The sequence below is a fragment of the Parasalinivibrio latis genome (genome assembly GCF_036825535.1).
In the GTDB taxonomy this organism is placed as follows: domain Bacteria; phylum Pseudomonadota; class Gammaproteobacteria; order Enterobacterales; family Vibrionaceae; genus Parasalinivibrio; species Parasalinivibrio latis.
Window position 1 is genome coordinate 865,264 of the sequence record NZ_CP098813.1, and the last position, 25,511, is coordinate 890,774.

Sequence of the window (25,511 nt, forward strand, 5' to 3'; positions counted from 1 at the left end):
GCCCCGGTAACGGTACCGGGGCGTTTTATTGCTGGATGTACGATGGATCAGTCTCTTCTTCCCAATATCTTTGATTTCCTTTCCCGCACCGACCCCTTTGATACGCTCTCCCCTGAAGAAAGGGAAAAGCTGGCGGCATCGGTGGATATTTCCTATCTGGCTCAGGGTGACAAACTGGATGGAAACCGAATTGTCGGTACCGGTTTATATATGGTGCGCACCGGCGCCGTTGAACAACGCTATCCGGACGGTGCGCTCCGCGCTCGCCTCGGTAGCGGAGATCTGTTCGGGTTCAGCCAGATGCACCGCCACGGCGAGTGCGAATACGCATTGGTCGCACTTGAGAATACGCTGCTGTACCTGATTCCCCGGCAGGTGCTGGACAGATTGATTGCCGAGAACCCGGCGGTCAGCCACTACTTTGCTGCTACAGAAGGCGTACGTCTGGCAAGCAGCAAGCAAAATGATATCTGGGGTGGGAACAACAGCCTCTACCTCAGTACCGTGGGCAGCACGTTAAACCGGACCGTGGTCAGGGTGACACCGGATATGTCAATCCGCGAAGCTGCGCAGGAGATGGTGCGGCTTCACCGTTCAAGTGCGCTGGTCATGGACGGCGATACCCTGGTCGGCATTGTGACCGACAGGGACATGACCAAGCGCGTGGTGGCAGAAGGTCTGGATATCAGCCTGCCGGTTTCTTCTGTAATGACGGACATGCCGGTTGCCATTGACAGTGAAGCCCCTCTCATCCGGGCCGTTGAACAGATGATGCAGCACAACGTGCGCAGTTTGCCGGTCTTGGAAAACGGTAAAGTGGCGGGTGTGATGACCGCAACCAGCCTCGTCCAGAAAAGCCAGATCCAGGCGGTTTACCTGATTAGCCGCATCTACCGGCAGGAAAGCATTGCTGACCTGAAAATACTGGCAGTGCAGCGCCAGTCGGTTTACGAAACGCTGGTAGAAAACGGCGTTCATCCCCGTACTGTCTTGCAGATGATGACGCTGATTGCAGACGCTTTTAACAAGCGCCTGTTACAGCTTGGCGAGCGGGCGCTTGGCAGCCCGCCTTGTGATTACGCCTGGATAGTGGCGGGGTCCCATGCCCGGAATGAAATGCACTGCCTTTCGGACCAGGACAGCGGCATTGTGCTCGGGTGCGAGCCGGATGAGCACCAGAGCAGATATTTTCAGGCACTGGCAGAATTTGTCTGTAATGGCATGGATGAGTGTGGTTATCCACTGTGTACCGGCTATATGATGGCAACCAATTCTAAGTGGTGTAATTCCCTGCAAGGCTGGCAGCGTCATTACCGGGAATGGGTGATGCAACCGGAGGCGGAAAGCCTGCTCAACATCAGCGTGTTCCTTGATACTCGTTTTCTCTATGGCAATGAGAAACTGGCTGAGATGTTAAGAGCGACGGTTCAACAATACACCCGGGACAACCGCCGCTTTCTTGCGGTACTGGTGGCAAACTCCCTTCGAGTAAACCCGCCATTGGGTATGTTCCGGCAGTTTGTCCTGGCAAAAGACGGCGAGAACCGGAACGTATTCAACATCAAAAAGCAGGCGATAAACCTGTTGGTAGAGCTCGCCCGAATCTACGCTCTGGCAGCGAACAGCGGTGAAACCGGAACAGAAGAGCGGCTTGGTGCCGCAGCAGCCGCCGGGGTGATCAGCGAGGAAAGCCGGAAGGAGCTTACCGAAGCATTCCACTTTATTTGTCAGGTGCGTTTCCACCACCAACGAAGCGCAATCGGGCGAGGGGAGGTGGCGTCAAATAATATCGTCCCGGCCTGGCTGACCCAGTTTGAGCGAAACCACCTGAAGGACGCATTCCGGATTATTGCCCGAACTCAGGAAGCAGCAATGCAGCGTTTCAGTGCCCGAGGGGTGCTTAGATGATCGGGAGGCTCCGTACAGCGCTTGCGAGCCGTCACCCATTGGCAAAGTTGGAAAAACAGCGGCAGCAACTGCTCGAAAAAGGCCAGGTACCGGCACCGTTGTTACCCCTTTACCAAGTGCCGGTCCCCCAGGCTGATGCCCGTTGGGAAACGCTGTCTTTTCTGGTGCTGGATTTTGAAACCTCCGGACTGGATCCGTCTAAAGACCGGATCCTTTCAATAGGATATGTCAGCGTTGAAAACAGTGTGCTGAAACTGTCCTCCGCAAAACATATCTATGTCGATGGCGGCGTTGAGGTCTGCCCGGAGGCGGCTGTTATCAATCATATTACGCCGCAAAACCTCGCCGGAGGTTGTTCAGATCAGGAAGGGATTTCGCATCTGGTCAGGCAAATGGCCGGGAAAGTTGTTATCGCCCATGGTAGTGCCATTGAGCGGGGCTTTTTGCATCAGGCGCTTGGTATCAATATCGACTTCCCATTGCCTGTGGTCTGGCTTGATACGCTGATGCTGGAAAGATCGCTGGCGGTTAACCGGGGATGCAGTAAAAAAGATTTCCGGCTTTGCACCTTACGGGAGCAAAAAGGGTTGCCGGCATACCATGCCCACAATGCCCTGGTCGATGCCGTTGCTACCGGAGAGCTGTTTCTGGTACTGGTTCGGGAAATTTTGGGCCGGGAAAAACCGATACTGGGGCCACTTTTTATCCGTTCATGTTACGGGAGACCATGAAACAGGCATTTCAAAAAGTGGCGTCATTGAGCTTGGTTTGGGTGATGAGAACCCGGGATTTTTGCATAGGTAAATGTGTTCTGGTCTGCGATAAAGTTCATTCGGTCATGCCTTCAACTCACGGTTTTTACCGGTGTTTTCACTTCCTGCTTCGTCATTACAGCTGAAACCCCGTAGTGATCACGAAATGAAATAAATGAACTAAATTGCATTGTGTGTGAAATATATATTTCGTATAAAGATTGCATATTCAGACGGGGAAGCATTTCCCCGGTATGTGTCCCGGCTACCCCAATCATCGGGAATGGGTTGAACAACGCCAGATTCAGTCATTTCGGCACTATATTCAAAGTATTCGACACAAAACGGTGTTTGCATTCCGTGAGTAGCCTTCCCATCACTGTTGGATGTTTCAAGGAGTTTATCAATGGGCAGTGAAAAGCAGTTTGATGTGATTTGTATGGGCAGAATCGCCGTCGATCTCTATGGACAGCAGATTGGTTCCCGTCTTGAGGATATGGGCAGCTTTGCCAAATACCTCGGGGGATCATCAGGCAACGTGGCTTACGGTACAGCCCGCCAGGGGCTGAAATCCTCCATGCTTGCCCGGGTGGGGGATGAACATATGGGACGCTTCTTGCGCGAGGAGTTGGTTAATGTCGGCTGTGATACCAGCCATTTGATTACCGACACAGAACGCCTGACCGGCCTGGTGATTCTGGGCATCAAGGATGAGGACACCTTCCCGCTGATTTTCTACCGTGACAACTGCGCTGATATGGCGATCACGCGAGAAGACTTTACGGAAGACTATATTGCATCGGCGCGTTGTCTGGCGATTACCGGAACCCACCTTTCCCACCCCAAAACCCGCGATGCGGTGCTGACAGCATTGGAATATGCCCGTCGCAACGGGGTGAAAACGGCCATTGATATTGACTACCGCCCGGTGCTTTGGGGCCTGACGTCTCTGGGAGACGGAGAAACGCGTTTCATTGAATCCGGCCAGGTGACGGAACAGCTACAGGAAGTGCTTGGCTTGTTTGACCTGATTGTGGGGACCGAAGAGGAATTCCATATTGCCGGTGGCTCGACAGACACGATCGAAGCCCTCCGCAAAGTGCGGGAGCTGACAGGTGCAGAACTGGTTTGCAAGCGAGGCCCGTTGGGGTGCAGTGTCTTTACCGGAGACATTCCGGATACCCTGGATGAGGGGATTACCGTTAAAGGTGTGCGGGTGGAAGTGCTGAACGTCCTTGGCGCGGGAGATGCCTTTATGTCCGGCCTGCTGCGCGGTTACCTTAACGGGGAAGGTTGGGAAAAAGCCTGTGCTTATGCCAACGCCTGTGGCGCGTTGGTAGTGTCTCGCCACGGCTGCGCCCCGGCAATGCCGACAAAAACTGAGTTGGATAACTACCTGGCACGCGCAAATGACGTACCCCGTCCGGATTTGGATGCTGAACTGAATCACCTGCACCGTGTCACAACGCGCCGGCAAACCTGGGGCGAATTGTGTGTGATGGCGTTTGACCACCGCATCCAATTTATCGATATGGCCCGTGAAGCCGGTGCCGATATCAGCCAGATAAAACCGCTGAAAAAACTGATTCTTCAAGCCTGTTGCGAAGTTGCAGAGGAAGCAGGGTTACAGGGCAGGGCCGGCCTGTTGTGCGACAGCACGTTCGGGCAGGACGTGCTTAACGAAATGACAGGCTCCGGATGGTGGATTGGCCGCCCGGTAGAGTTACCCGGATCCCGCCCGTTGACACTGGAGCACGGCAACATTGGCTCCCAGCTTATTGACTGGCCGCTGGAGCATGTTGTGAAGTGTCTGGTCTTCTACCATCCGGAAGATGCCCATGCGCTGCGCCTTGAGCAGGAAGCCAAGGTGAAAGAGGTCTACCAGGCCTGCTGTAAGTCGGGTCATGAGTTACTGGTGGAAGTGATTTTACCTGCCGATATGGTGCGCTGCGATGATAACTACCTTCGTGCCGTCAAGCGTATTTACAACATCGGCATCAGGCCGGACTGGTGGAAACTGCCGCCAATGGCCTCAGAGAGCTGGGCAGAGTTTGGTGCGCTGGTGGAAGCGCGGGATCCGCATTGTCGCGGTGTCGTTCTTCTCGGCTTGGATGCCCCACAGGAAGCGCTCGCTGAAGGCTTTAACGCTGCAGCAAGCCACCCAATCGTAAAAGGGTTTGCGGTTGGACGGACACTGTTTGGCAAGCCGGCCCGCGACTGGCTCGCTGGCGAGACAGACGACCGTACCCTCGTAGAAAACATAAAAACAAATTACCACGACCTGATTGCCTTGTGGCGTCAGAGACATTGATTCGCCAATAACAATTTTCCATTTTGGAGCCCGACTATGACTGTGAAACTTGGTATCAACCCGCTCACCTGGACCAATGATGACCTGCCTTCCCTTGGAGCAGAAACACCGCTGGAAACCTGTCTGACAGAAGGCCGGCAGGCCGGTTTTGAAGGCTTTGAGCTTGGCAATAAATTTCCGCGCGAAGCGGCAGTACTGGGGCCTATTCTGGCTTCCCATGATCTGAACCTGGTATCCGGCTGGTATTCCTGCGAGCTTCTGACCCGCACCGTCGAGGAAGAAATTGAAGCGGTTCAGGATCACCTGGTGTTACTGCGCGAACTTGGCGCAAATGTAATGGTGCTTTGCGAAGTGACCGGCTGCATTCACGGTGACCAACGCACACCGGTTTACCAAAGGCCACTTTTCCCCGCTGAGCGCTGGGAAGAATATGGCGAAAAGCTGACTGCGTTTGCTCGCTATACCCTGAGCCAGGGGGTACAAATTGCCTATCACCACCATATGGGTACGGTCATCGAATCCGCGTCGGATATCGACAACCTGATGGAGCACACTGGTCCGGAAGTTGGTCTCCTGCTGGATACCGGCCACCTGACGTTCTCCGGTGCTGATCCGGTTGCAGTGGCAGATCGTTGGGCGCATCGCATTAACCATGTTCACTGCAAAGACGTGAGAAAAGATGTGCTGGCAGATGTGAAAAACAGAAAAACCAGCTTCCTGGACGCGGTACTCGCCGGTGTTTACACCGTACCAGGTGACGGCTGTGTCAATTACCCTGCTGTTTTTGAGGTGCTGAAAGCCCGCAATTATGAAGGCTGGCTGGTGGTAGAGGCAGAACAGGACCCGTCCATCGCCCATCCCCTGACTTACGCCACCCTCGGCTATAACAACCTGCACCGTTTTGCCAAAGAAGCCGGGCTGTTGTAACCGCAAAAGACAAGCGCCGGTCTTCCGGCGCTTTTATCCCATCAATCGAGCTTATTCAAACCGCGTTGAACGTTACACCCTCAAAGCTTCAACAAGTATCCCAAAACCTGCTAGTACTGATGCCTCGATTCAAAATCGCGCAGTTTTTGCTTTGCTCTTTCATAGCGAATCGTCAGGTGTGAAATGTCGGTGACGGTAGACTGGTATTGTTCCAGTTCATCAAGGATGTTTTGGCGTTGGCGGGGAGTGAGGTCGTCATAGACCAGTTTATTTTTCAGACGCTTGATCTGGTCTTCCTTGTAATCCCGGTCCCATTTTGCCTGATCGAGAGCCTGTTTGGCCTGGTCGACTTCCTGTTGGATTTCAAACAGTTTGCGGCCTCGCTTATAGCCTTTCAGGAAGGCAGGTTCGAGGTTAGCGGGGCAAATTCCCTGGTAGACGTAACCGGTGCTGGCGGCGTAATAACCACTGGCCTCGTTGCAGAATGCCTTGATACCGTGCTGGTACCCTTCTTTGTACTGGTCGAAATTCACACGCACATTGTATTCAGCACAGGCTGAACTGCGGTCTCCCAGCGAATTAGCCATGTCCGAGCCGTTAGCACCATCCTGGTAGCCGATGGAGTACCAGTCTGCGGTGCGGCATTCATCTTCATTCATCACGGAACACCCGCTGACAACAAGGATCAGCGACCCGGCGAGCAGCCATTTGAGGCGGTATAACATATCTTTTTTCCTGTCATGAATGGGGTACCAATCAGAGGCATTTGGGTTAGCTGTCAGCCATTCATAGAGCGTGATTGGAAAAGCGTGGTGAGTTATTTATCACTTATATAGTTTGATTTCAAAATGCGCGGGGTTAACTGGTCAGTTATGAGTCAAATTTACAAAAAAAGCCCCCGGTGATGGGGGCAAAAACTGAATAGCCATAGGGCTGTTCAATAGGGACCGTTTAGGACAGGTTTTGAAGAGGCTCCCAACGCCCGTTCTGATGACTGGAGCGGACAGCAGCATGGACGAAGGCCATACCCATTGCCCCTTCTTTGACATCAGGATTCCACAAACTGAGCGGATCCGGTGTCAATTGGGCGAGATCGTCGATGATATTTGAAGCAAAATCCCAATACAGGTTGGCAAAGGCTTCGCGGTAACCTTCCGGATGACCTATCGCAATATGTGAGATTCTTTGAGCGGCCGGATGAAGCCCCGGGCCTGCTTTGGTAAGAACATAAGCCGGTTTGCCGAGCGGGCGGACGGTAAGCTCATTGGGTTGCTCCTGGTGCCACTCCAAACCCCCTTTGGTTCCGTGAACCGTCAGGCTGAGGCCGTGGACGCCACCGGCAGCGGCCTGCGTAACCCAGAGGTTACCCCGGGCGCCGTTGGGGTAGCGGAGCAAGATGCCGCAGTAGTCATCTGCTTGCCGGCCTTCAATGATAGCGGTAACGTCTGCGCTGAGTGAGGATGCATCCATCCCGGTAACATAGGCGGCCAGGTGGTAGCTGTGGGTGGCAATGTCACCCAGAATAAGCGACGGCCCGGCAAGGGATTTGTCCATGTGCCAGTTGGTTCCGGCTTTTTCGCTTTCTGTCAGCTCTGCAAGGTGCCCCTGGACGTAGTTGCTCTGTACCATGCGAACGTCACCGAGCTCTCCACTTTCAATCAGGGCGCGGGCCTGCCTTACCATCGGATACGCGCTGTAGCCGTAGGCGACGCAGTAGCGTTTTCCGGTAGCCTCGACTCTCCTGACCAAATCGGCGGCCTCTTCTTCTGTGATTGTCAGCGGTTTTTCACAGAAAACATGCATGCCGGCATCGAGCGCCTTGCAGGAAAGCAGATAGTGGCTGTTGTTGGGGGTCATAATGGCCAGCGCATCTATTCCATCTTCACGGCCGGACTCCCCGGCGAACAGCGCGTCAGGGTCGGTGTAGGGGCGGGGGATTCCCATCGTTTTTCCTGCAGTCAGTGAGCGTGCCGGGTTGGATGAAAACACACCGGCGACGACCTCAAATTCCTCGTGCATGGTCGCAGCTGAGCGGTGGATGGAACCAATGAAAGACTCCGGCCCGCCACCAATGATGCCAAGCCTAAGCTTTCTGCCCAATACTCGTGTTGCCTTGCTCATACTTCATCCTTTGCGTTATACCAATAAGGCTATTGAGTTGATCATATGGACTGTTTCGGGTGCGCTATATTGATAACGCCCTCAGCGTGGTCTCTGACCAATTCATTAACCTAACCAGGTATACCCGGCTGACGTTATTCATAATCAACCCATTTTGCGCCGTCATCTGCTGAACGAACACAGGCATTTACCCAGCGCACACCGTCGATGCCGGCATTGATATCTGGGTACCAGTGATCTTCGAGAAATGCTGCATCGACGCGTTCAATAGCATCAATTGCCAGCGCAAAACGGTGGTACAGGTTGGCCCAGGATTCAAAAAAGCCTTCAGCGTGACCCCCGCCAATACGGTTTGCACCGATCGCCGGGTTCTCGCTGTAGAGATAACTCATACCCCGCTCCAGAATCCGGACAGGTTCCCCCTGAACTTCGTAGCGGAGCTGGTTAGGGTATTCATCCCACCACTCGAGACTCGCTTTCTCGCCGACAATCCGAATCTTTTGCTGGTGCATTGAACCGGCATTGATGGCGCTGGCCCAGAGCGTACCCACCGCGCCCCCTTCAAAGTTGAAAACCACATGGGCGTTGTCTTCCAACGGTGCGCGGGACGCGACAAAGCTCTGGCGCGAACACATCAGTGACTTGACCTTTAGCCCAGTGATCAAACCGGCAAGGTAGAAAGCATGGGTGCCACAATCGCCGAGAATAAAGCTCGGGCCGGACACTTCCGGGTTCATACGCCACTTGGCACCCGGGCTGTGTTTTTCCACTTCAATATTGTGGAAGCCGTGGGCAAATTGCATGTTGACCACACGGATATCACCGATATCCCCACGCTTTATCATTTCCCGGGCTTGGTGAATCATTTGGTGGCCGGTGTATCCGTACATGACGGCAAACATCCGGTTTTTCTCTTCGGCGAGGGCTTTAAGCTCTTCTGCTTCACTGACATTAAATGTCACCGGTTTTTCGCAGATAACATGAAGGTTGGCTTCCAGTGCGGCTTTGGCGATTTCATAGTGTGTGGAATTGGGCGTGGCGATAGATACTGCCTGAATGCCGTCATCCCGCCGGGTTTCTGCACTGAACATGGTTTTGTAGTCAGGGTAGCAACGGGAAGGAGCCAGCCCGAGGTTTACACCGAAATCCCGGCAGCGTTCCGGATCCACATCCATGGCACCGGCCACAAATGTGAACAGGCGATCACGCGCGGCGGCGGCCCGGTGAGCATAGCCAATTTCACTGCCCCTGCCTCCACCGACCAATCCCCAACGGATGGGATGCTTGAGATGCCCTTCTTCGTTAAACATGATGGTCCTCCTGACTCTCCACCCTTCTGCATACGGTTCCAACGTGCACCGCTCCAACGTACTCCCTGACGAAGGATATTAATGCTGTGTCACTGAGCATACTTTAGCCAACTGTTGAAATTGTTTTCAATACGAAAATCAAAAAACACATTTCTGTAAGTGAAAAACTGGGTTGAAGCGCAAAAAAATCGCCTGAAATTGATAGATTCGCATCAATAAGCATTGACAGAATGAAAACATTACCATAAATGTTTATTTAATGTTGCCAATATGTTTCTCAGTAGTGATTCTTTGGCGTGTGGATACTCGCTTTAAAGAAGGCAAAAGCCATGTGGTTTGATCTGCATTCTATTGATTTATAGGGAAAAGTAATGGAACTGAAAATAGCCAATGCCCCTTGCTCCTGGGGTGTGGAGTTTGCTGATAGCCCGGCAAATCCGGCGTGGCAAACCGTTTTGGATGAAATATCAGGTGCAGGATACCTGGCGACAGAGCTTGGCCCGCTTGGTTACCTTCCAACCGAAACAGATTCCCTCGGGAGCGCGTTATCAAAAAGGAGCCTGAAGCTGATTGCGGGCACCCTTTTTGTCCATTTGCACAGGGAGGATGAGCGGGAAAACATTTGCCGTATTACCCATGAAACCTGCCGGATTCTTACAGATCAGGACGCGGAATTTCTGGTCGTCATAGATCACGTTTCTTCCCCGCGAACGGATGAAGCGGGGCAGGTGGAGACGGCGACCCGGCTAAATGACAGGCAGTGGCAGGCAATGATGGAGACCCTCAAAGAAGTGGGCCGGATTTGTTTGCAGTACGGAATAACACCCACGCTGCATCCCCATGCGGGTACATACATTGAATACCGTGATGAAGTCGACCGGGCGATGGCGGATCTGCCGGCTGACTTGATATCCCTCTGTATTGATACCGGACACTGTGTTTATGCGGGTATGGATCCGGCAGAGGTGATAAAGACTTATCAAGGTCGCGTTAAGTATTTGCATTTCAAAGATATAAATGGGTCGGTACTGGCTGACTCTGTGAAAAACAGTACCGATTTTTATAAAGCGATAGGCAACAACATCTTTTGTCCCTTGGGACGGGGATGTGTGGACTTTAACGCCGTGCACCGGGTGTTGACTGAAATTAATTTCAACGGCTGGGTCACAGTGGAACAGGACATGGATCCCGCGTCGGGTAACGACGCCAAAAAAGCAGCTGCCCAAAGCAGGCAGTTTATAGAAACGACATTTTTTTCTGATTAATTTTTTTTTGCTGACCGCCCCGTTATGGAATGACATAGCTGGGGATACCATTTACGGAGAGATTTACTATGACAGGGAAAACGACCGCTGCTGCCTCGTTTGCAGCCAGCGCCCCGGGAGATGAGAGGGTCCGAAAGGTTTCCGTCCTAAACCGGCTTTTATCGCGGCCGGAATTGGGTTCGGTATCCGGTGCGATTCTTGTATTTTTCTTTTTTGCTATCGTTGCGTGGGATTCCGGCATGTTCAATGCAGACGGAATTCTTAACTGGACCACGGTTTCAGCCCAGCTCGGCATCATTGCCGTCGGGGCATGCCTTTTGATGATTGCCGGGGAATTCGACCTCTCTATTGGCTCGATGATTGGCTTTGCCGGGATGATGATCGCGATACCTTCCGTTTACTGGGAGTGGCCGGTATGGCTGGCCATTTTGTTTGCCTTTGCCGGTGCCATGGCTATCGGGTTTATTAATGGCTACATCGTGGTGAGAACCGGACTTCCCTCTTTTATCGTCTCACTGGCGTTCCTTTTTATCCTTCGCGGTCTCACCATCGCCCTTTCCATCATGTTGACCAACAAGACCATCCTTTCCGGTGTGGCTGACATCGCAGAAGGAGACATTCTGGCTGCCGCCTTTGGTGGGGAGATAGGAGTTGGCTTTTTTAACTGGCTGGGTAATGCCGGTCTGATTGAAACCTATGCTGACGGCTCACCCATTGTCACCGGCATCCCGATGGTAGTGGTTTGGTGGTTCCTGCTTACGGCTGTATGTTCCTTTGTGTTGCTCCGTACCCGGTTCGGGAACTGGATCTTTGCCTCTGGCGGCGATGCAAACGCAGCCAAAAATGTGGGTGTCCCCACTGACAAAGTGAAAGTCTCGCTGTTTATGTTCACCGCATTCTGCGCCACTGTTTTTGCTGCCTGTCAAGTACTGGAATTTGGCTCGGCGGCGGCAGACCGCGGTCTTCTCAAAGAGTTTGAGGCCATTATTGCTGCGGTTATCGGTGGCGCCTTGCTGACCGGTGGATACGGCTCGGTTATCGGGGCCTTCTTCGGCGCACTTATTTTTGGTGTGGTTCAGATGGGGATTTTCTTTACCGGGGTGGATTCCGACTGGTTCCGCGTATTCCTTGGCGTCATGTTGCTGATTGCTGTTCTGTTCAACAACTTCATTCGCAAGAAAGTAACAAATGCCCGCTAGTCAGTGGCCGATGGAAAGGAGCTATCCATGAGTGAGTTTATTCTCGAACTGAAAAACGTCAGTCGCTACTTCGGGTCTGTTATTGCCCTCAAGGACATCAACATGCAGGTGAAAATGGGTGAAGTCCATTGCTTGCTCGGCGATAACGGCGCAGGGAAATCAACACTGATTAAAACGCTGGCAGGGGTTCACAAACCGTCTGAAGGAGAGTTCCTGATGAACGGAAAACCCACGGCCTTTAACTCCCCGCGTGATGCCCTCGACCGGGGGATCGCAACGGTCTACCAGGACTTGGCACTGGTTCCGCTGATGAGCGTGACGCGAAACTTCTTTATGGGGCGCGAACTGACGAAAAAAGTCGGGCCATTCGAGGTATTTGATACCAAAAATGCCAATGAAATTGCCCGCGCCGGTATGGCGGATATGGGAATTGATGTGCGTGACCCAGAGCATCCTATTGGCACCATGTCTGGCGGTGAGCGGCAGTGCCTGGCAATTGCCAGGGCTATCCATTTTGGTGCCAAGGTACTGATTCTCGATGAGCCAACAGCTGCACTGGGTGTCAAGCAGTCTGCCAACGTGCTTAAGGTTGTTGCCCGTGCCCGAGGGAAAGGGCTGGCGGTCATCCTGATCACCCACAATGTTCACCACGCTTACCCGGTTGGAGACAGGTTTACCCTGCTCAACAGGGGCAAAAGCCTTGGCACATGGAAGAAATCTGATGTTTCCCGTGAAGAGATACTGGGAATGATGTCCGGCGGTCAGGAGCTGGAGACCCTGGAAGCAGAATTGGCCGAATTCGAGCACACCGACGCGAAAGAGGCGATTTAAGCCTTATACAGAAAAAAGAAATTCCAAATTCGAAGCCGCAAAGGGTTTGCGGCCTGAGATAACCCGGCTGCCCGGATGCAAGTTCTTCCCTTCAACTGGCGCAGCCACCTAACATATGGAGATAACCGGATGAACACCCTACTGAAATTCGTAGCAAAGAAAGCATCCATGGTGGCTTTTGCCGCAATGGCAGGTGTCGCAGCCCTGGTGCCCGGTGCCGCAATGGCTGATGGAGAGCGTTTTGTCCTGGTAAGTCACGCACCCGATGCAGACTCATGGTGGAATACCATTAAGACGGCAATTGGCGATGCGGGTGAAAACCTCAATGTCACGGTTGAATACCGTAACCCGCCAACCGGCGATCTGGCAGATATGGCCCGAATTATTGAGCAGGCAGTGGCATCTAACCCTCAGGGAATCATTACCACGCTTGCAGACTATGATGTGTTGCGTGGACCACTGGAAAAAGCGAAGAAAAAAGGCATCCCGGTAGTCACAATCAACTCGGGAACCCATGAGCAAAGCGAAAACGTAGGGGCTATTTTGCATGTTGGCCAGCCGGAATACGATGCAGGCTTTGGTGCGGGTAAGCGAGCCAAAGCGGACGGCATTAAAAGCTTCCTGTGCGTAAACCACTACATTACCAACCCGGCGTCGGTTGAACGTTGCCAGGGCTTTGCGGATGCGCTGGGGGTAGATCTTGATGGTCAGATGATTGACTCCGGCCAGGATCCGACAGACATTGAAAAGAAAGTACTGGCTTACCTTCGCAAGAACCCCAACACAGAAGCGGTTCTGACCCTGGGGCCAACGTCTGCTCACCCGACATTGCGGGCACTGGAAAAGAACCGCAAGCTGGGCAACATTTATTTTGGCACCTTTGACCTGAGCGGTGAGATTGCGCAAGCCATCAAAGATGGCAATATCCAATGGGGCATTGACCAGCAGCCATACCTGCAAGGCTATATGCCAGTCATGGTGCTGACCATGTTTAACCGCTATGGCGTTGCACCGTCCAATAACATCAACTCTGGCCCGGGCTTTGTTACCAAAGACAACGTTGCCTTGGTTGAAAAACTGGCCGGTGAGTACCGTTAACCCCAGTGAGTTACGTTAACAGGTGAAGAGGCTCATGGAGCCTCTTTCTTTTACCTTGTCCTTTCGGTTGTTCAGTAAACCCGAACCTTGTAGCGTTCTTAGCATACCGCCAGTTCACATGCCTGGTGGACAGGTATGCGCTTGAAAACAATTTCAGATAAACTGCTAAAAAGAAGTCAGGATTCGATGAGTGACCAACAGGAAGGGCAATGGGTAAACGAGATACGTCAAACAGTCCGGTGTCGGGTAACAGCTTAGTGAAAAACCGAAAAGTCACCGTGGTGGATGTCGCTAAAGCCGCCGGTGTTTCCGTTTCTGCGGTATCAAGGGCATTTAACCCGGATGCCAGCATTTCAAAGCAGCTGCGTGAAAAAGTGATGGCTGCAGCAGCCTCGCTCAATTACAAACCTAACCGTCTGGCCCGGGGCATTAAATCCCGCTCGAGTTTGATCGGTATTCTGGTCACCGATTTTGACAACCCTTTCTATCTTCCTGTTCTCGCGGCATTTTCTTCAGAAATTCAACGCCGGAACTGCCATAGCCTGTTGTTAAATGTCAGCCAGGATATGGATATACAGGAAGCTGTGGAGTTGGTGATGGAGTACAACGTTGATGGACTGATCATTACTTCAGCATCACTGCCACAACCGCTGGTGGAAGCATGCCGGTCACAGGAGACTCCCGTGGTGATTTTCGGCCGGGATTCCAGTGAAAACAGTGTCACTGTGGTCAGCTGTGACAACGTGGAAGCCGGCCGTATGGCGGCAGACATGCTGCTTGATGCGGGATACAGCCGACCTGCATTTGTAACCGGGCCGGTTGGCACGTCGGCGAGCGTGGATCGTCAGCGGGGCTTTTTAAGCCGGCTTATTGAGCGCAACTGTGATAAATGGCAGATCGTTGAGGGTGGCGAATTCGGCTACGACGCCGGTTTTGATGCCAGTATGCGGCTGTTCAAAGGCGCTGAACGGCCGGATTCGGTGTTCTATGCCGATGACATCATGGCCTGTGGAGGGATGGATGCCATCCGCTACGAATTTGGCCTCCGGGTGCCAGAAGATGTCGGTGTGATAGGCGTTGATGATATCCGCCTTGCCCGAAGTCGCGCCTATGATCTGTCGACTATTCGCCAGCCCTACGAAGAAATGGTGTCTGCAAGCATTGATCATCTCTTTGCCCATATTGCTGATTCAAGCTTGCAACCTCGCTCGATTACGCTGCCGTGTAGTCCGGTTGTTCGTGGCTCTACCAACCGAAGCTCTGGCAACAGCGACGATTAATGTTTGATCCAACCATAAAGGCGCCGGGCATCATGCCCGGCGTCTTTGTTTTTGGTTGGCGAGTGCTTCCTGATACGCGGTATGTGTCCATTGCGCGTCCAGCGCCCGCAATAAAAGCTGACTCATTGATTCCGGTGCCAATCCGCCAACCGGAGAGTCGGTATCAAGATTGGTCGGGAATGCATAACCGTCTGCAACAGCCATCACGATTGCCGCTTTTTCATCGTCGGAAAGGCCGCTCACCCATTTCGACGACAGAGTGTTGAATAGCTGAGAACTGATTGCACCAAGGTCAATGGTTTCCATCGGCTTGCCGAAGGCCGATGAGATTTGAAGCAGGTTGGCACTGCGGTTGAAGTCGGTGGTCTGGTTGGCGCCCGCCGCATGGATAAGCGCCGGGTTGAAAAACAATGCGTCACCTTTTTGCAGGGGAAGTTGCACATGATGCTGTTCAAAGTAGTCCTGAAAGCCTGGGTTACGACAGGACATATACCCCAGCGGATAGTGCTGGGAAAACGGCAACAACTTGGTAGGGCCACTTTCAAGTGGCATGTCTGAATGGGCGACCGCACCCTGTAACGTCAACATGGCAGACATCTTCTGGGCATGCAGAGGGTAACGGGAGAGTTCGTCTGTGTGCTGAAACCCGAGGTGATAGTCGCGGTGTGAGTCCTGTGCGTTCCCGCCGGGCCGGACAATATTAACCTGCGCCGTTACCTGGTAATGGGGGCCAAGCCATGCTTCAGAGACCAGTCTCAGCAATGGGTTTTTGTAGTAGTCGATAAATACTTCCGGGTTGGCTGCGGCACTTTTTTGGAAAACATTCCAAATACGCCCGTTTGCCTGAGCACCAGCCTGAGCAAAATGGTCACCTTCGCCAAACCCCTCTTCTGCTTTAAGGATTTGCCCAAACACGTCACTCATGGCATCAACGGTATTCGTGTTTTCGAAGAATCCTTTGATTACCAACACGCCCGGCCCATTGAGAAAAATATCGGCGAACTCAGTTTTAATGGCGGTATGTTTCCCTGTGAAGGCCCGGAGGCTTTCTCCGTCGTAAATCACGACGTTTTTCTCGCAACAGTCAGAAAACGGGTAAACATCAGGTTCAACCTGTTGCTCGCACTGAGCGCTGAATGCCCTGATATCGATATCAAGGTCGGAAAAAAATGCCTGTGGGACAGGCCGGGTTTCGCTCTCGGTCATTTGGTTGTCTCCCCACTTTTAGTGAGATGATGTTATAACTTTGTTGCTGGGTTCTTATGTGAAAATCCATCAAGAACCCATCAGGGGAAAACAAATTGCAGTCCGGGAGTCAGGGAATGAAGCGCTTTTCGGTTAAACAAATTGCCGCCCAGGCAGGTGTAAGTACAGCAACCGTTGACCGGGTAATAAACGGCCGGGAAGGCGTGCACGAGCAGACCCGCCAGCGAGTTGAAAAAGCGATTTCTGAGCTCGAAGAACAGCGGGCGCAGACCGCGCTGAGGGGGAGAACCTTTTACCTGGATGTGGTCATGCATACCCCTTCCCGGTTCAGCTATTTGGTGCGAAATGCGCTTACCCGTGTTGCCAAACACCTGTCACCTTACCGAATTCGGATCCGGTTTCACTTGTTCGAATTTATTGAAACCGGCGAGTTGGTCAGGGTACTCGAGCGGATTGAAAAACATGGCAGCCACGGCGTGATTCTTAAAGGGGCGGATGTGCCTGAAATCAATCAATCCGTGAACCGCCTCAAACAGGCAGGTGTGCCGGTGGTGACCCTGGTAACCGATCTGCCGGATTCAAAACGTATCGCCTATATCGGGATGGATAACCATGCGGCAGGTAAAACGGCCGCTTACCTCCTGGGCCAGTGGCTGGGCGGGAAACCGGCACAAATTCTGGTGCCGCTTAGCAGCCATCAGTTCCACGGGGAAGAAGCAAGGGCCGAAGGTTTCATGGAAGCACTGAATGCGTTTCCAAACCTTAGCGCGGTTGATGCCAGTGGTGGGCTCGGTCTTGAGTTAAGCACCCAGGAGAGGGTAAGGGGCACACTGGACGCTAACCCGGGTGTGCGTGCTGTTTACAGTATTGGCGGTGCCAACCGTGCCATTCTGAAAGCCTTTGAAGAGGCAGGCAGGCAGTGTGATGTGTTTATCGGCCATGATTTGGATGAAGACAACCGCCATTTACTGAGAGAGCAGCAAATTCATGCGGTGATTGACCACAACGTCGAAGAAGACGGGAAGATGGCATTACTGAAACTGCTTTCCTGCTACGGCGCCCGACTTTCTGAGGATGATTACAAGACCCGGATAAATGTCGTGACGCCTTTCAATTTATAAGCACTATGGTCAACAGCTGTTTGCAGGAAAAATGTGGATATAACACCTTGCTCACATTTTTAAAACGTATATTTCATTATTGTCTTTTAATGGAATTTTAATTTCATTACTCTTGTTGAAAAATTTATTGCCTATTTTTGCTCCATGATTCCGAGCACTTTGAGGAGGTTCTGTGTCTTACCTATTGTCTAAACGTGGTCAGCCGGATGAACAAGGGTGTATCCAGCATATTACGCCAGAGTCTGCGGGATGGCCGCATGTCGGTTTCAGTGCTTACGAGCTCAAGCCGGGCCAGTCATTGAGTTTCGAGACAACAGATCGCGAGCTTTGCCTGGTACTGGTGGGAGGCAAAGCCGATTTTACCCTTAATGGGGAGCAAATCGGGGAACTGGGCGACAGGATGGGGCCGTTCGAGCGCAAAAAACCGCATTCAGTCTATGTGACGGCAGGCGATTCGGTGTCACTGATTGCAACCACTGAGGTCGAGCTTGCGGTATGCAGTGCTCCGGGCAAGGGTACTTATCCTTCGCGGGTTATCGGCCCGGCTGATGTGGATGCGGAACAACGTGGAAACGGATACAACAAGCGGTATGTGCAGAATATCCTGCCGGATGACAAAAACGCTGACAGCCTGCTGGTGGTTGAAGTGTACACCGATGAGGGATGTACCAGCTCATACCCGAGCCATAAGCATGACCGCGATGCACCGCCGGAAGAGACGCTGCTGGAAGAAACCTATTACCACCGCCTCAACCCGTCACAGGGCTTTGTGATCCAACGGGTTTATACCGATGAGCGTGATCTGGATGAATGCATGGCGGCGTACGACAAAGATGTCGTGAAGGTACCTCGTGGCTACCACCCGGTGGCGACAGTGGCTGGCTATGACAGCTATTACCTGAATGTCATGGCTGGTCCGGTACGTAAGTGGCTGTTTACCTGGGAGCCCGACCACCAATGGGTCAACTCCCCGGAATATGCTGAGAAGCACAGCCAAAAATAACCCTGTTTCCAGGGAGGAATTATTGTGTCAGGACAAACATTTAATATTGCCCTGTTTGGGGCGGGCCGAATTGGCAAGGTACATGCGGTCAACATTGCCGCGCATCCGGAAACGGCAATCAAAGCCGTGATTGACCCCTACCTTGAAGGGGCTACCCAACTTGCCCAGCAATACGGTGCCAGGGTGATGTCAGTTGAAGAAGCGATTGGTGATCCTGAAATACATGGCGTTTGCATCTGTTCAGCAACAGACACGCATGCCGACCTGATAGAAAAAGCCGCCCTTGCAGGTAAGGCGATCTTCTGTGAAAAGCCAATTGATCTGGGGCTTGTGCGTGTACGTGCTTGCCTTGATGTGGTGAAAACAACCGGAGCCAAATTGCTGGTAGGTTTCAACCGCCGCTATGATCCGCAGTTTCGCCAACTCAAACAACAATTTGAAAACGGGGCTATCGGGAATGCGGAAACCCTTCTGATTACCTCAAGGGATCCTTCCCCGCCACCGGCAAATTATGTACGTGTCTCAGGGGGAATTTTCCGGGATATGGCGATTCATGATTTGGATATGGCTCGTTTCATTATGGGTGAAGAACCTGTTGCGATAACTGCCAATGGCAGTTGCCTGGTCGACCCGGAAATTGGTGAAGAAGGTGACATTGATACTGCGGTGACGGTGCTCCACTTTGCATCCGGAGCCATGGTGACCATTCTGAACAGCCGCCGCTCAGGCTATGGCTACGACCAGAGGCTTGAATTACATGGTCAAAAAGGCCTGCTTCAAGCGGGGAATAAAAAGGAAAACCTGGTGGAACAATGGGGTGAGTCAGGCTGTGTAAGCGCCCGGCCCCAACATTTCTTCCTTGAGCGTTATGAGCGGGCGTATGTGGCCGAGTGGCAACACTTTGTCGATGTGCTTGCGGGAAGAGCAGAGCCTGAATGCACCGGCACAGACGGTGAGCGGGCTCTGGTACTGGCGGAAGCGGCATTGACGTCGCTGAAGACAGGAAAAACTGTCGTTTTGTAAGTTTTGTTTTGTGCTTTGGGTAAGTTCAACCGGTAAGTGTCGACCTCTTACCGGTTTTTTTTGTTTGTTGTTTTGTCTTGCCGGGCGAGATTTTTAAAAGCACTTACTCGTTTTTCCCTGCCAGGGAAACGGCCAGCGTCTGGGCAAGGCAAAGTGATGCAGACTGGGCGCGGAAGCCTTCCACGGATGCTTCTTTCACAACGAAGCAGACGTCACTGAGTGAAGATACCGGGCTGACCTGGCTGTCGGTGATCGAGACCAATTTCGCACCGCTCGATACTGCTTTTTCTACCATTTCGACCGTTTCATTCGCATAGGGTGTGAAGCTGATGGCAATCACGGCATCCTTTTCACCAATCATACCAAGCTGCTCGTTGAACATACCGCCCAAACCGTCAATCAGAATAGTTCGGCGGCCAACATGGCGCAGGGCATAGGTTAGGTAAGAGGCAATGCTGAATGAGCGGCGCAAACCGACAATGTAAATTGTTTCAGCCTGGTGGAGCAGGTTGATGGCTTGATCCAATTGCTCAGGGGGAGTCCGGGCTGCCAACTGTTCTAGTGCATTGGCATTCGCCTGAGCAAAAGTGCGCAAAATATCCGGCGGCGTATGCGGCGTCTGTTCGTCGGTTTCAAGGGCACGGAACAGCTTCAGACGGTCACTGTAGTTGCTGGTTTCTTCCACCAGGTTACGGCGAAACAAATGTTTCATATCGTTGAAGCCGGCAAATCCGAATGCGTTGGCAAAACGGATCAGGGTGGATGGCGGCACATTTGCTTCGCTGGCAATTACAGCAACGGTATCAAAGGCAACGCGGTCCGGGTTGTCCAGCAGATACTGGCCAACTTGTTGAAGTCTTTTACTCAGTTCGTCGTATCTCAGGCGAATCTGGTCTTGTAGTTCACTGAGTGTCGCGGCGGCAGTCATATCCTTCCCTCATTAAAAGCGCGCCCTGGATTGTAGCTTGTTTCAATATACGTAAAAACGAAATTTTTATTCCGATAATTATTAACTCTGTGATCCGGGACACTTTTGAAACCCTCTATTGAGTTGCGGGTCGTACGTTTCAATAATAGAATAAAACGAAATAAACATTTCATTGAGAAATGATTCCAGGTGTAAACAGGCGGGACAGAGAATAAAACAGCTTCCGATGTGACTAACCGGTCCGCCTTACAGGAGAGAGAGATGAGTAGCGGGGAAAAACAACTGGATGTGATTTGTATGGGCCGTGTAGCCGTTGACCTGTATGGCCAGCAGATTGGTGCCCGTCTGGAAGACATGGGGTCTTTCAATAAATATCTCGGTGGATCGTCAGGTAACGTGGCTTATGGTACCGCCCGTCAGGGATTGAAATCCGGTATGCTAGCCCGCGTTGGCGATGAGCATATGGGGCGCTTCCTGCGCGAGGAGCTGAACCGCCTCGGGGTGGACACCCAATACCTGATTACGGATAAAGAGAGGCTGACCGCCCTGGTTATTCTGGGTATCAAAGATGAAGATACCTTCCCGCTGATTTTCTACCGTGACAACTGTGCGGACATGGCAATTACGCCGGATGATGTGAAAGAGGAATACATTGCTTCTGCACGTTGCCTGGCTATCACCGGGACACACCTTTCCAACCCGCAAACCCGCGAAGCGGTGCTGACGGCGCTGAGATATGCCCGCAAGCACGGCGTGCGCACGGCGCTGGACGTGGATTACCGGCCGGTTCTTTGGGGTTTAACCTCACTCGGCGACGGTGAAACGCGCTATATCGAATCCCAACAGGTGACGGCGCAACTGAAAGAAGTGCTGGGTCTGTTCGACCTGATTGTGGGTACCGAAGAAGAATTTCATATTGCCGGCGGCAGCACCGATACACTGGAAGCGCTGAGCGCAGTGCGTGAAGTGACGGATGCCGAACTGGTGTGCAAGCGAGGCCCGCTGGGTTGCAGTGTGTTTAGCAACGAAATCCCGGATGACCTCGACAAAGGCGTCACTGTACAAGGCGTCAGAGTGGATGTGCTCAACGTACTGGGAGCAGGTGATGCCTTTATGTCTGGCCTGCTGCGTGGCTACCTGAATAATGAGCCTTGGGAGCAAAGTTGCGCCTATGCCAACGCCTGCGGTGCGCTGGTGGTGTCGCGTCACGGCTGTGCCCCGGCAATGCCTTCAAAAGAAGAGTTGGATGATTACCTGACCCGCGCTGAAAGTGTGCCTCGCCCTGACAAGGATGAACACCTGAACCACCTGCACCGGGTTACCACTCGCGACCACAGCTGGAATGAGCTCTGTATCCTGGCATTTGACCACCGCGGCCAGTTTGTCGATATGGCGAAAGAAGCCGGAGCGGATTTGTCTGTTGTCCCTTACATGAAAAAACTGTTCTGGCAGGCAGCTCAGGAAGTGGTAGCGGAAACCGGCTTGCAAGGACAGGCGGGTATCCTGTGTGACGGTACGTTTGGACAGGCCGTGCTTAATGATATTACCGGCAAAGGGCAGGAAACTGACCAGCGTTGGTGGATTGGCCGTCCGATTGAACTGCCGGGCTCACGCCCGCTCCGTCTGGAACATGGCAATATCGGCAGCCAATTGATCGACTGGCCTCTTGAACACATCGTGAAATGTCTGGTGTTCTACCATCCCGATGATGAGCGTGGTCTTCAGGCTGATCAGGAAGCGCTGATTCGTGAAGTCTATGAAGCGAGCTGCAAATCCGGCCATGAACTGTTGCTGGAAATTATCCTGCCTGCAGACAAACCGCGCCCTACCGGAGCGGAAGGCGACGAGCTTTACCTGCGTGCGCTGACCCGTATTTACAACCTGGGTATCAAGCCGGACTGGTGGAAACTTCCGCCACTTACCGCCGGCGGTTGGAATAAGGTGTCTTCCCTGATTGATGCGCGGGACGCCCATTGCCACGGCATTGTGATGCTCGGTCTGGATGCCCCGGCAGAAGTGCTGGAAGCCGGGTTCCGACAGGCAGCAGCCAGTGAAAAAGTGAAAGGCTTCGCCGTAGGCCGCACTATTTTCGGTGAGCCGTCACGCCGCTGGCTCCGCGGGGAACTCGATGACAGTGCGCTGGTATCTGAAATCAAAAACAACTATTTAAGCCTGATTCAGATGTGGCAACGCCGCAAAGGATAAAACGCCCCTGACAATACAATGCCGGCAGAAACCACTGCCGGTGAAAATGGCCTGAACAGGCAAAGGGTGCTGAATAACACCGGATAGCGAGGAAGCCCAAGTCCTGAACGTGTTTGTCTTTTAACGATGAAACAGAGAACACGTTCCCTTATCCGGAAAGTATAAAACTGAAACAAAAGTCCCGGCCTTTTCCCTACAACTACCGGGTACTAACAACAAGGAATCAACATGGATACGGTAAATAACTTTATCAATGGTCAGGTAACGGAAAGCAACAGCGGCCGCTATGGCGCGATCTTTAACCCGGCGACAGGGGAGCAGACCCGTCAAGTAGCCATGAGCACAGTCGCTGAAGTTGAATCCGCGATCGAAGCGGCACAGGCAGCCTTCCGCCCCTGGCGTAAAACCCCGCCGCTGCGCCGTGCCCGCGTCATGTTCAAGTTCAAGGCGTTGTTGGAAGCCAACATGGACCGCCTGGCCCGTCTTATTTCCAATGAGCACGGCAAAGTGTATTCCGATGCGGTGGGTGAAGTAACCCGTGGCCTGGAAGTGGTGGAGTTTGCCTGCGGTATCCCACACCTGCAAAAAGGCGAAGCTTCTGCCAATGTTGGCAGCGGCGTAGACAGCCACTCCCTGATGCAGCCACTGGGGGTATGTGCCGGTATTACTCCGTTTAACTTCCCTGCCATGGTTCCAATGTGGATGTTCCCGATTGCCATTGCGACCGGTAATACCTTTGTCCTCAAGCCGTCTGAAAAAGATCCATCCGTTCCTTTGCTGCTGGCGGAACTTCTAAAAGAAGCAGGTCTGCCGGATGGTGTTTTCAACGTCGTTAACGGTGACAAAGAAGCGGTAGATGTGCTGCTGACTGACGCTCGTGTCCAGGCTGTCAGCTTTGTGGGTTCAACGCCGATTGCTGAATATATCTATTCCACTGCCTCTGCCCACGGCAAACGTTGCCAGGCTCTGGGCGGTGCGAAAAACCACGCAGTTCTGATGCCGGATGCAGATATGGATCTGGCAACGGGCGCCATCATGGGGGCTGGTTTCGGTGCGGCGGGTGAACGTTGCATGGCGCTGTCTGTTGTCGTTGCTGTCGGTGATGAAACTGCAGATGAACTGGTCAGCCGCCTGAAAGGCAAGATCGCAGAAATGCGTGTTGGCCCGGGTATTGTCGATGGTCAGGAAAACGACATGGGACCGGTGATTTCCGCCCAACACCGCGACAAGATTATCGGTTACATCAATCAGGGTGTTGAAGCCGGTGCAGAACTGGCTGTGGATGGCCGCAATATCTCTGTAGCGGGCCATGAAAACGGCTACTTTGTCGGCCCGACACTGTTCGATCACGTCCAACCGGATATGACTATTTATCAAGAAGAAATATTCGGGCCTGTGCTGTCAATTGTACGTGTACCTGATTACGAAACAGCACTGGAACTGATTAACCGCCACGAATACGGTAACGGTACCGCAATCTTTACCCGTGACGGTGAAACTGCCCGTGAATTTGAAGATGAAGTATTGGCGGGCATGGTCGGCATTAACGTGCCAATCCCTGTACCTATGGCGTTCCACAGCTTTGGTGGCTGGAAGCGCTCTATCTTTGGTCCACTGAATGTCCATGGTAAAGATGGCGTACGTTTCTACACCCGCATGAAGACCGTTACCAGCCGTTGGCCTGCGAGTGTGCGCCTGGAGCAGCACAAGAGCGACTTCGTTATGCCGACGATGTAAGCGATATCTCCGAAACATTACAAACTTTTCCTACGTTGATTTTGCGGACCTTCTGGTCCGCTTTTTTGTCGCCTACAGAAAGATCCTGGGGTTAAAATTACGGCTGGTGAAAGCAGGATTGGCGAAGGCAATGAAACGGATCAATGTGGTTGGGACCAGTGGAAGCGGGAAATCTACCGTCAGTAAACGGCTTGCTGAAAAGCTGGGGTATCCCTGTTATGAAATGGACGCCCTTTTCTGGAAGCCAAACTGGACAGAGTCCACGGATGCTGAGCTTTTTGACGCCGTCCGTCAGGTGACAGAACAGCCATGCTGGGTATTAGACGGTAATTATAACCGAACTGCGTCAATCAAATGGGCTGATGCCGATACAATAGTCTGGGTAGACTATTCACTTCAGCGTACCCTGTATCAGTCCTTAAGAAGGTCCTTTTCCCGCTGTATATCCGGACGGGAACTTTGGCCGGGAACAGGAAACAGGGAGACCTTTCGTAAGTCCTTTTTCAGTCGGGATTCCATCTTGCTTTGGACGGTTAAAACCTACCATAAGAATCGTCGCCGATACCTGACTCTGATGGAGGCAGAAGAGTACCAACACCTGACATTTATCTGCCTTCGTTCCCCGGTTGAGACAAGCCGTTTTCTGAATTCTATCCAACCTGAGCCATCCGATGATGCCTGACTATCAACAGCAACTTACTCAAATGATCCTGAGCGACCCAATTCGTTGCCGGGCGCTTGAATGTGTTCGTGAACTTAACCTGCCAGATTGCTGGGTAGGGGCGGGCTTCGTGCGAAATATGGTGTGGGATAACCTCCATGGGTTTAAAACCCCAACACCGTTGAATGATGTGGACGTGGTGTATTTCGACCCGGATGGCATAAGGGGTGAAAGGGATTATGAATCCCTCCTCCATACCATGATGCCTGAGCTCAATTGGCAGGTTAAAAACCAGGCGTTTATGCATACCAGGAACAATGACAGGCCATACTCTGATACCTTGGATGCCATTTCATTCTGGGTGGAGAAAGAAACGTGTGTGGCTGTCCGTTTGCTGGATACCGGTCAATATGCGTTTAATGCAAGTTATGGGTTTAGTTCTTTGTTTGCACTAATGCTTTCTTGGAACCCTAAGCGCCCATACTCCCTGTTTGAACACCGTGTAAAAACAAAAGGCTGGTTAATGAAATGGCCTCTATTACAAAAGGAAAAACGAAAGAATAATTAATTAAATATATTTTTCTTTTTCGTTTTGGATGATTTCATGAATATCAATGGGAAATAT

Annotated in this window: 21 protein-coding genes; 16 read left to right on the forward strand and 5 right to left on the reverse strand. The window is 52.4% G+C overall.

Annotated elements, in window-relative coordinates; translation table 11 throughout:
* The first annotated feature begins 42 nt into the window (after positions 1-42).
* From NF212_RS20930 to iolE, 4 genes are all read left to right on the forward strand, one after another.
* Positions 43-1,908 carry a putative nucleotidyltransferase substrate binding domain-containing protein gene (locus NF212_RS20930; RefSeq protein WP_434362882.1) on the forward strand — a complete coding sequence of 622 codons (1,866 nt, stop codon included), beginning with the start codon at positions 43-45 and terminating at the stop codon, positions 1,906-1,908.
* The gene (locus NF212_RS20935; RefSeq protein ID WP_434362883.1) at positions 1,905-2,639 is read left to right on the forward strand and encodes a 3'-5' exonuclease; all 735 of its coding nucleotides are present in this window, start codon (positions 1,905-1,907) and stop codon (positions 2,637-2,639) included. Before NF212_RS20930 ends, NF212_RS20935 begins: the two co-directional genes overlap by 4 nt.
* Before the next feature lie 427 nt (positions 2,640-3,066).
* Entirely contained in the window at positions 3,067-4,971 is a 1,905-nt protein-coding gene (locus NF212_RS20940; protein WP_434362885.1) for a bifunctional 5-dehydro-2-deoxygluconokinase/5-dehydro-2-deoxyphosphogluconate aldolase, read from the forward strand.
* A gap of 36 nt (positions 4,972-5,007) precedes the next feature.
* A complete protein-coding gene (iolE, locus tag NF212_RS20945) occupies positions 5,008-5,898 on the forward strand; it encodes a myo-inosose-2 dehydratase (RefSeq protein WP_434362886.1) in 891 nt (296 codons plus the stop codon).
* Positions 5,899-6,008: 110 nt separating this feature from the next.
* On the opposite strand, the gene NF212_RS20950 is transcribed toward iolE, so the two are convergent.
* The 3 genes from NF212_RS20950 to NF212_RS20960 all read right to left on the reverse strand — a co-directional run bounded on the left by NF212_RS20950 (position 6,009) and on the right by NF212_RS20960 (position 9,329).
* Positions 6,009-6,623: a DUF2799 domain-containing protein gene (locus NF212_RS20950; RefSeq protein WP_434362887.1), complete on the reverse strand. Its 615-nt coding sequence runs from the start codon at positions 6,621-6,623 to the stop codon at positions 6,009-6,011.
* A gap of 226 nt (positions 6,624-6,849) precedes the next feature.
* Positions 6,850-8,019: a Gfo/Idh/MocA family protein gene (locus NF212_RS20955; protein WP_434362888.1), complete on the reverse strand. Its 1,170-nt coding sequence runs from the start codon at positions 8,017-8,019 to the stop codon at positions 6,850-6,852.
* Positions 8,020-8,153: 134 nt separating this feature from the next.
* Positions 8,154-9,329, reverse strand: coding sequence for a Gfo/Idh/MocA family protein (locus NF212_RS20960; protein ID WP_434362889.1), 1,176 nt, complete (start codon positions 9,327-9,329; stop codon positions 8,154-8,156).
* 371 nt (positions 9,330-9,700) lie between these two features.
* Here NF212_RS20960 and NF212_RS20965 point away from each other — a divergent pair, with 371 nt between their 5' ends.
* The 5 genes from NF212_RS20965 (at position 9,701) to NF212_RS20985 (ending at position 15,002) form a co-directional block, all read left to right on the forward strand.
* Entirely contained in the window at positions 9,701-10,594 is an 894-nt protein-coding gene (locus NF212_RS20965) for a TIM barrel protein (RefSeq protein WP_434362890.1), read from the forward strand.
* 68 nt (positions 10,595-10,662) lie between these two features.
* The gene (locus NF212_RS20970; protein ID WP_434362892.1) at positions 10,663-11,793 is read left to right on the forward strand and encodes an ABC transporter permease; all 1,131 of its coding nucleotides are present in this window, start codon (positions 10,663-10,665) and stop codon (positions 11,791-11,793) included.
* Positions 11,794-11,820: 27 nt separating this feature from the next.
* Positions 11,821-12,624, forward strand: a complete 804-nt coding sequence (locus NF212_RS20975; RefSeq protein ID WP_434362893.1) for an ATP-binding cassette domain-containing protein — start codon at positions 11,821-11,823, stop codon at positions 12,622-12,624.
* A gap of 129 nt (positions 12,625-12,753) precedes the next feature.
* Positions 12,754-13,722 carry a sugar ABC transporter substrate-binding protein gene (locus tag NF212_RS20980; RefSeq protein ID WP_434362894.1) on the forward strand — a complete coding sequence of 323 codons (969 nt, stop codon included), beginning with the start codon at positions 12,754-12,756 and terminating at the stop codon, positions 13,720-13,722.
* Between the two features lie 209 nt (positions 13,723-13,931).
* Positions 13,932-15,002, forward strand: a complete 1,071-nt coding sequence (locus NF212_RS20985) for a LacI family DNA-binding transcriptional regulator (RefSeq protein ID WP_434362895.1) — start codon at positions 13,932-13,934, stop codon at positions 15,000-15,002.
* 30 nt (positions 15,003-15,032) lie between these two features.
* Here NF212_RS20985 and NF212_RS20990 read toward each other — a convergent pair whose 3' ends face one another.
* Positions 15,033-16,208 carry a phytanoyl-CoA dioxygenase family protein gene (locus NF212_RS20990; RefSeq protein ID WP_434362897.1) on the reverse strand — a complete coding sequence of 392 codons (1,176 nt, stop codon included), beginning with the start codon at positions 16,206-16,208 and terminating at the stop codon, positions 15,033-15,035.
* A gap of 116 nt (positions 16,209-16,324) precedes the next feature.
* Here NF212_RS20990 and NF212_RS20995 point away from each other — a divergent pair, with 116 nt between their 5' ends.
* The 3 genes from NF212_RS20995 to iolG all read left to right on the forward strand — a co-directional run bounded on the left by NF212_RS20995 (position 16,325) and on the right by iolG (position 19,355).
* Complete coding sequence (locus tag NF212_RS20995) at positions 16,325-17,329, forward strand: LacI family DNA-binding transcriptional regulator (RefSeq protein ID WP_434362898.1); 1,005 nt, start codon at positions 16,325-16,327, stop codon at positions 17,327-17,329.
* Positions 17,330-17,501: 172 nt separating this feature from the next.
* Entirely contained in the window at positions 17,502-18,332 is an 831-nt protein-coding gene (iolB, locus tag NF212_RS21000; protein WP_434362900.1) for a 5-deoxy-glucuronate isomerase, read from the forward strand.
* 24 nt (positions 18,333-18,356) lie between these two features.
* Positions 18,357-19,355, forward strand: coding sequence for an inositol 2-dehydrogenase (gene iolG, locus NF212_RS21005; protein WP_434362901.1), 999 nt, complete (start codon positions 18,357-18,359; stop codon positions 19,353-19,355).
* A 103-nt stretch (positions 19,356-19,458) separates the two neighbouring features.
* Here the strand turns inward: iolG and NF212_RS21010 are convergent, their stop codons facing one another.
* Complete coding sequence (locus tag NF212_RS21010) at positions 19,459-20,283, reverse strand: MurR/RpiR family transcriptional regulator (protein ID WP_434362903.1); 825 nt, start codon at positions 20,281-20,283, stop codon at positions 19,459-19,461.
* Positions 20,284-20,544: 261 nt separating this feature from the next.
* On the opposite strand from NF212_RS21010, the gene NF212_RS21015 reads away from it, so the two are divergent.
* The 4 genes from NF212_RS21015 (at position 20,545) to NF212_RS21030 (ending at position 25,454) form a co-directional block, all read left to right on the forward strand.
* Positions 20,545-22,488 carry a bifunctional 5-dehydro-2-deoxygluconokinase/5-dehydro-2-deoxyphosphogluconate aldolase gene (locus NF212_RS21015; RefSeq protein WP_434362904.1) on the forward strand — a complete coding sequence of 648 codons (1,944 nt, stop codon included), beginning with the start codon at positions 20,545-20,547 and terminating at the stop codon, positions 22,486-22,488.
* Positions 22,489-22,716: 228 nt separating this feature from the next.
* The gene (locus NF212_RS21020) at positions 22,717-24,225 is read left to right on the forward strand and encodes a CoA-acylating methylmalonate-semialdehyde dehydrogenase (RefSeq protein WP_434362905.1); all 1,509 of its coding nucleotides are present in this window, start codon (positions 22,717-22,719) and stop codon (positions 24,223-24,225) included.
* Positions 24,226-24,355: 130 nt separating this feature from the next.
* Complete coding sequence (locus NF212_RS21025) at positions 24,356-24,907, forward strand: AAA family ATPase (protein WP_434362906.1); 552 nt, start codon at positions 24,356-24,358, stop codon at positions 24,905-24,907.
* The gene (locus NF212_RS21030; RefSeq protein WP_434362907.1) at positions 24,897-25,454 is read left to right on the forward strand and encodes a nucleotidyltransferase family protein; all 558 of its coding nucleotides are present in this window, start codon (positions 24,897-24,899) and stop codon (positions 25,452-25,454) included. The genes NF212_RS21025 and NF212_RS21030 overlap by 11 nt, the downstream gene beginning before the upstream one ends.
* Positions 25,455-25,511 lie beyond the last annotated feature (57 nt).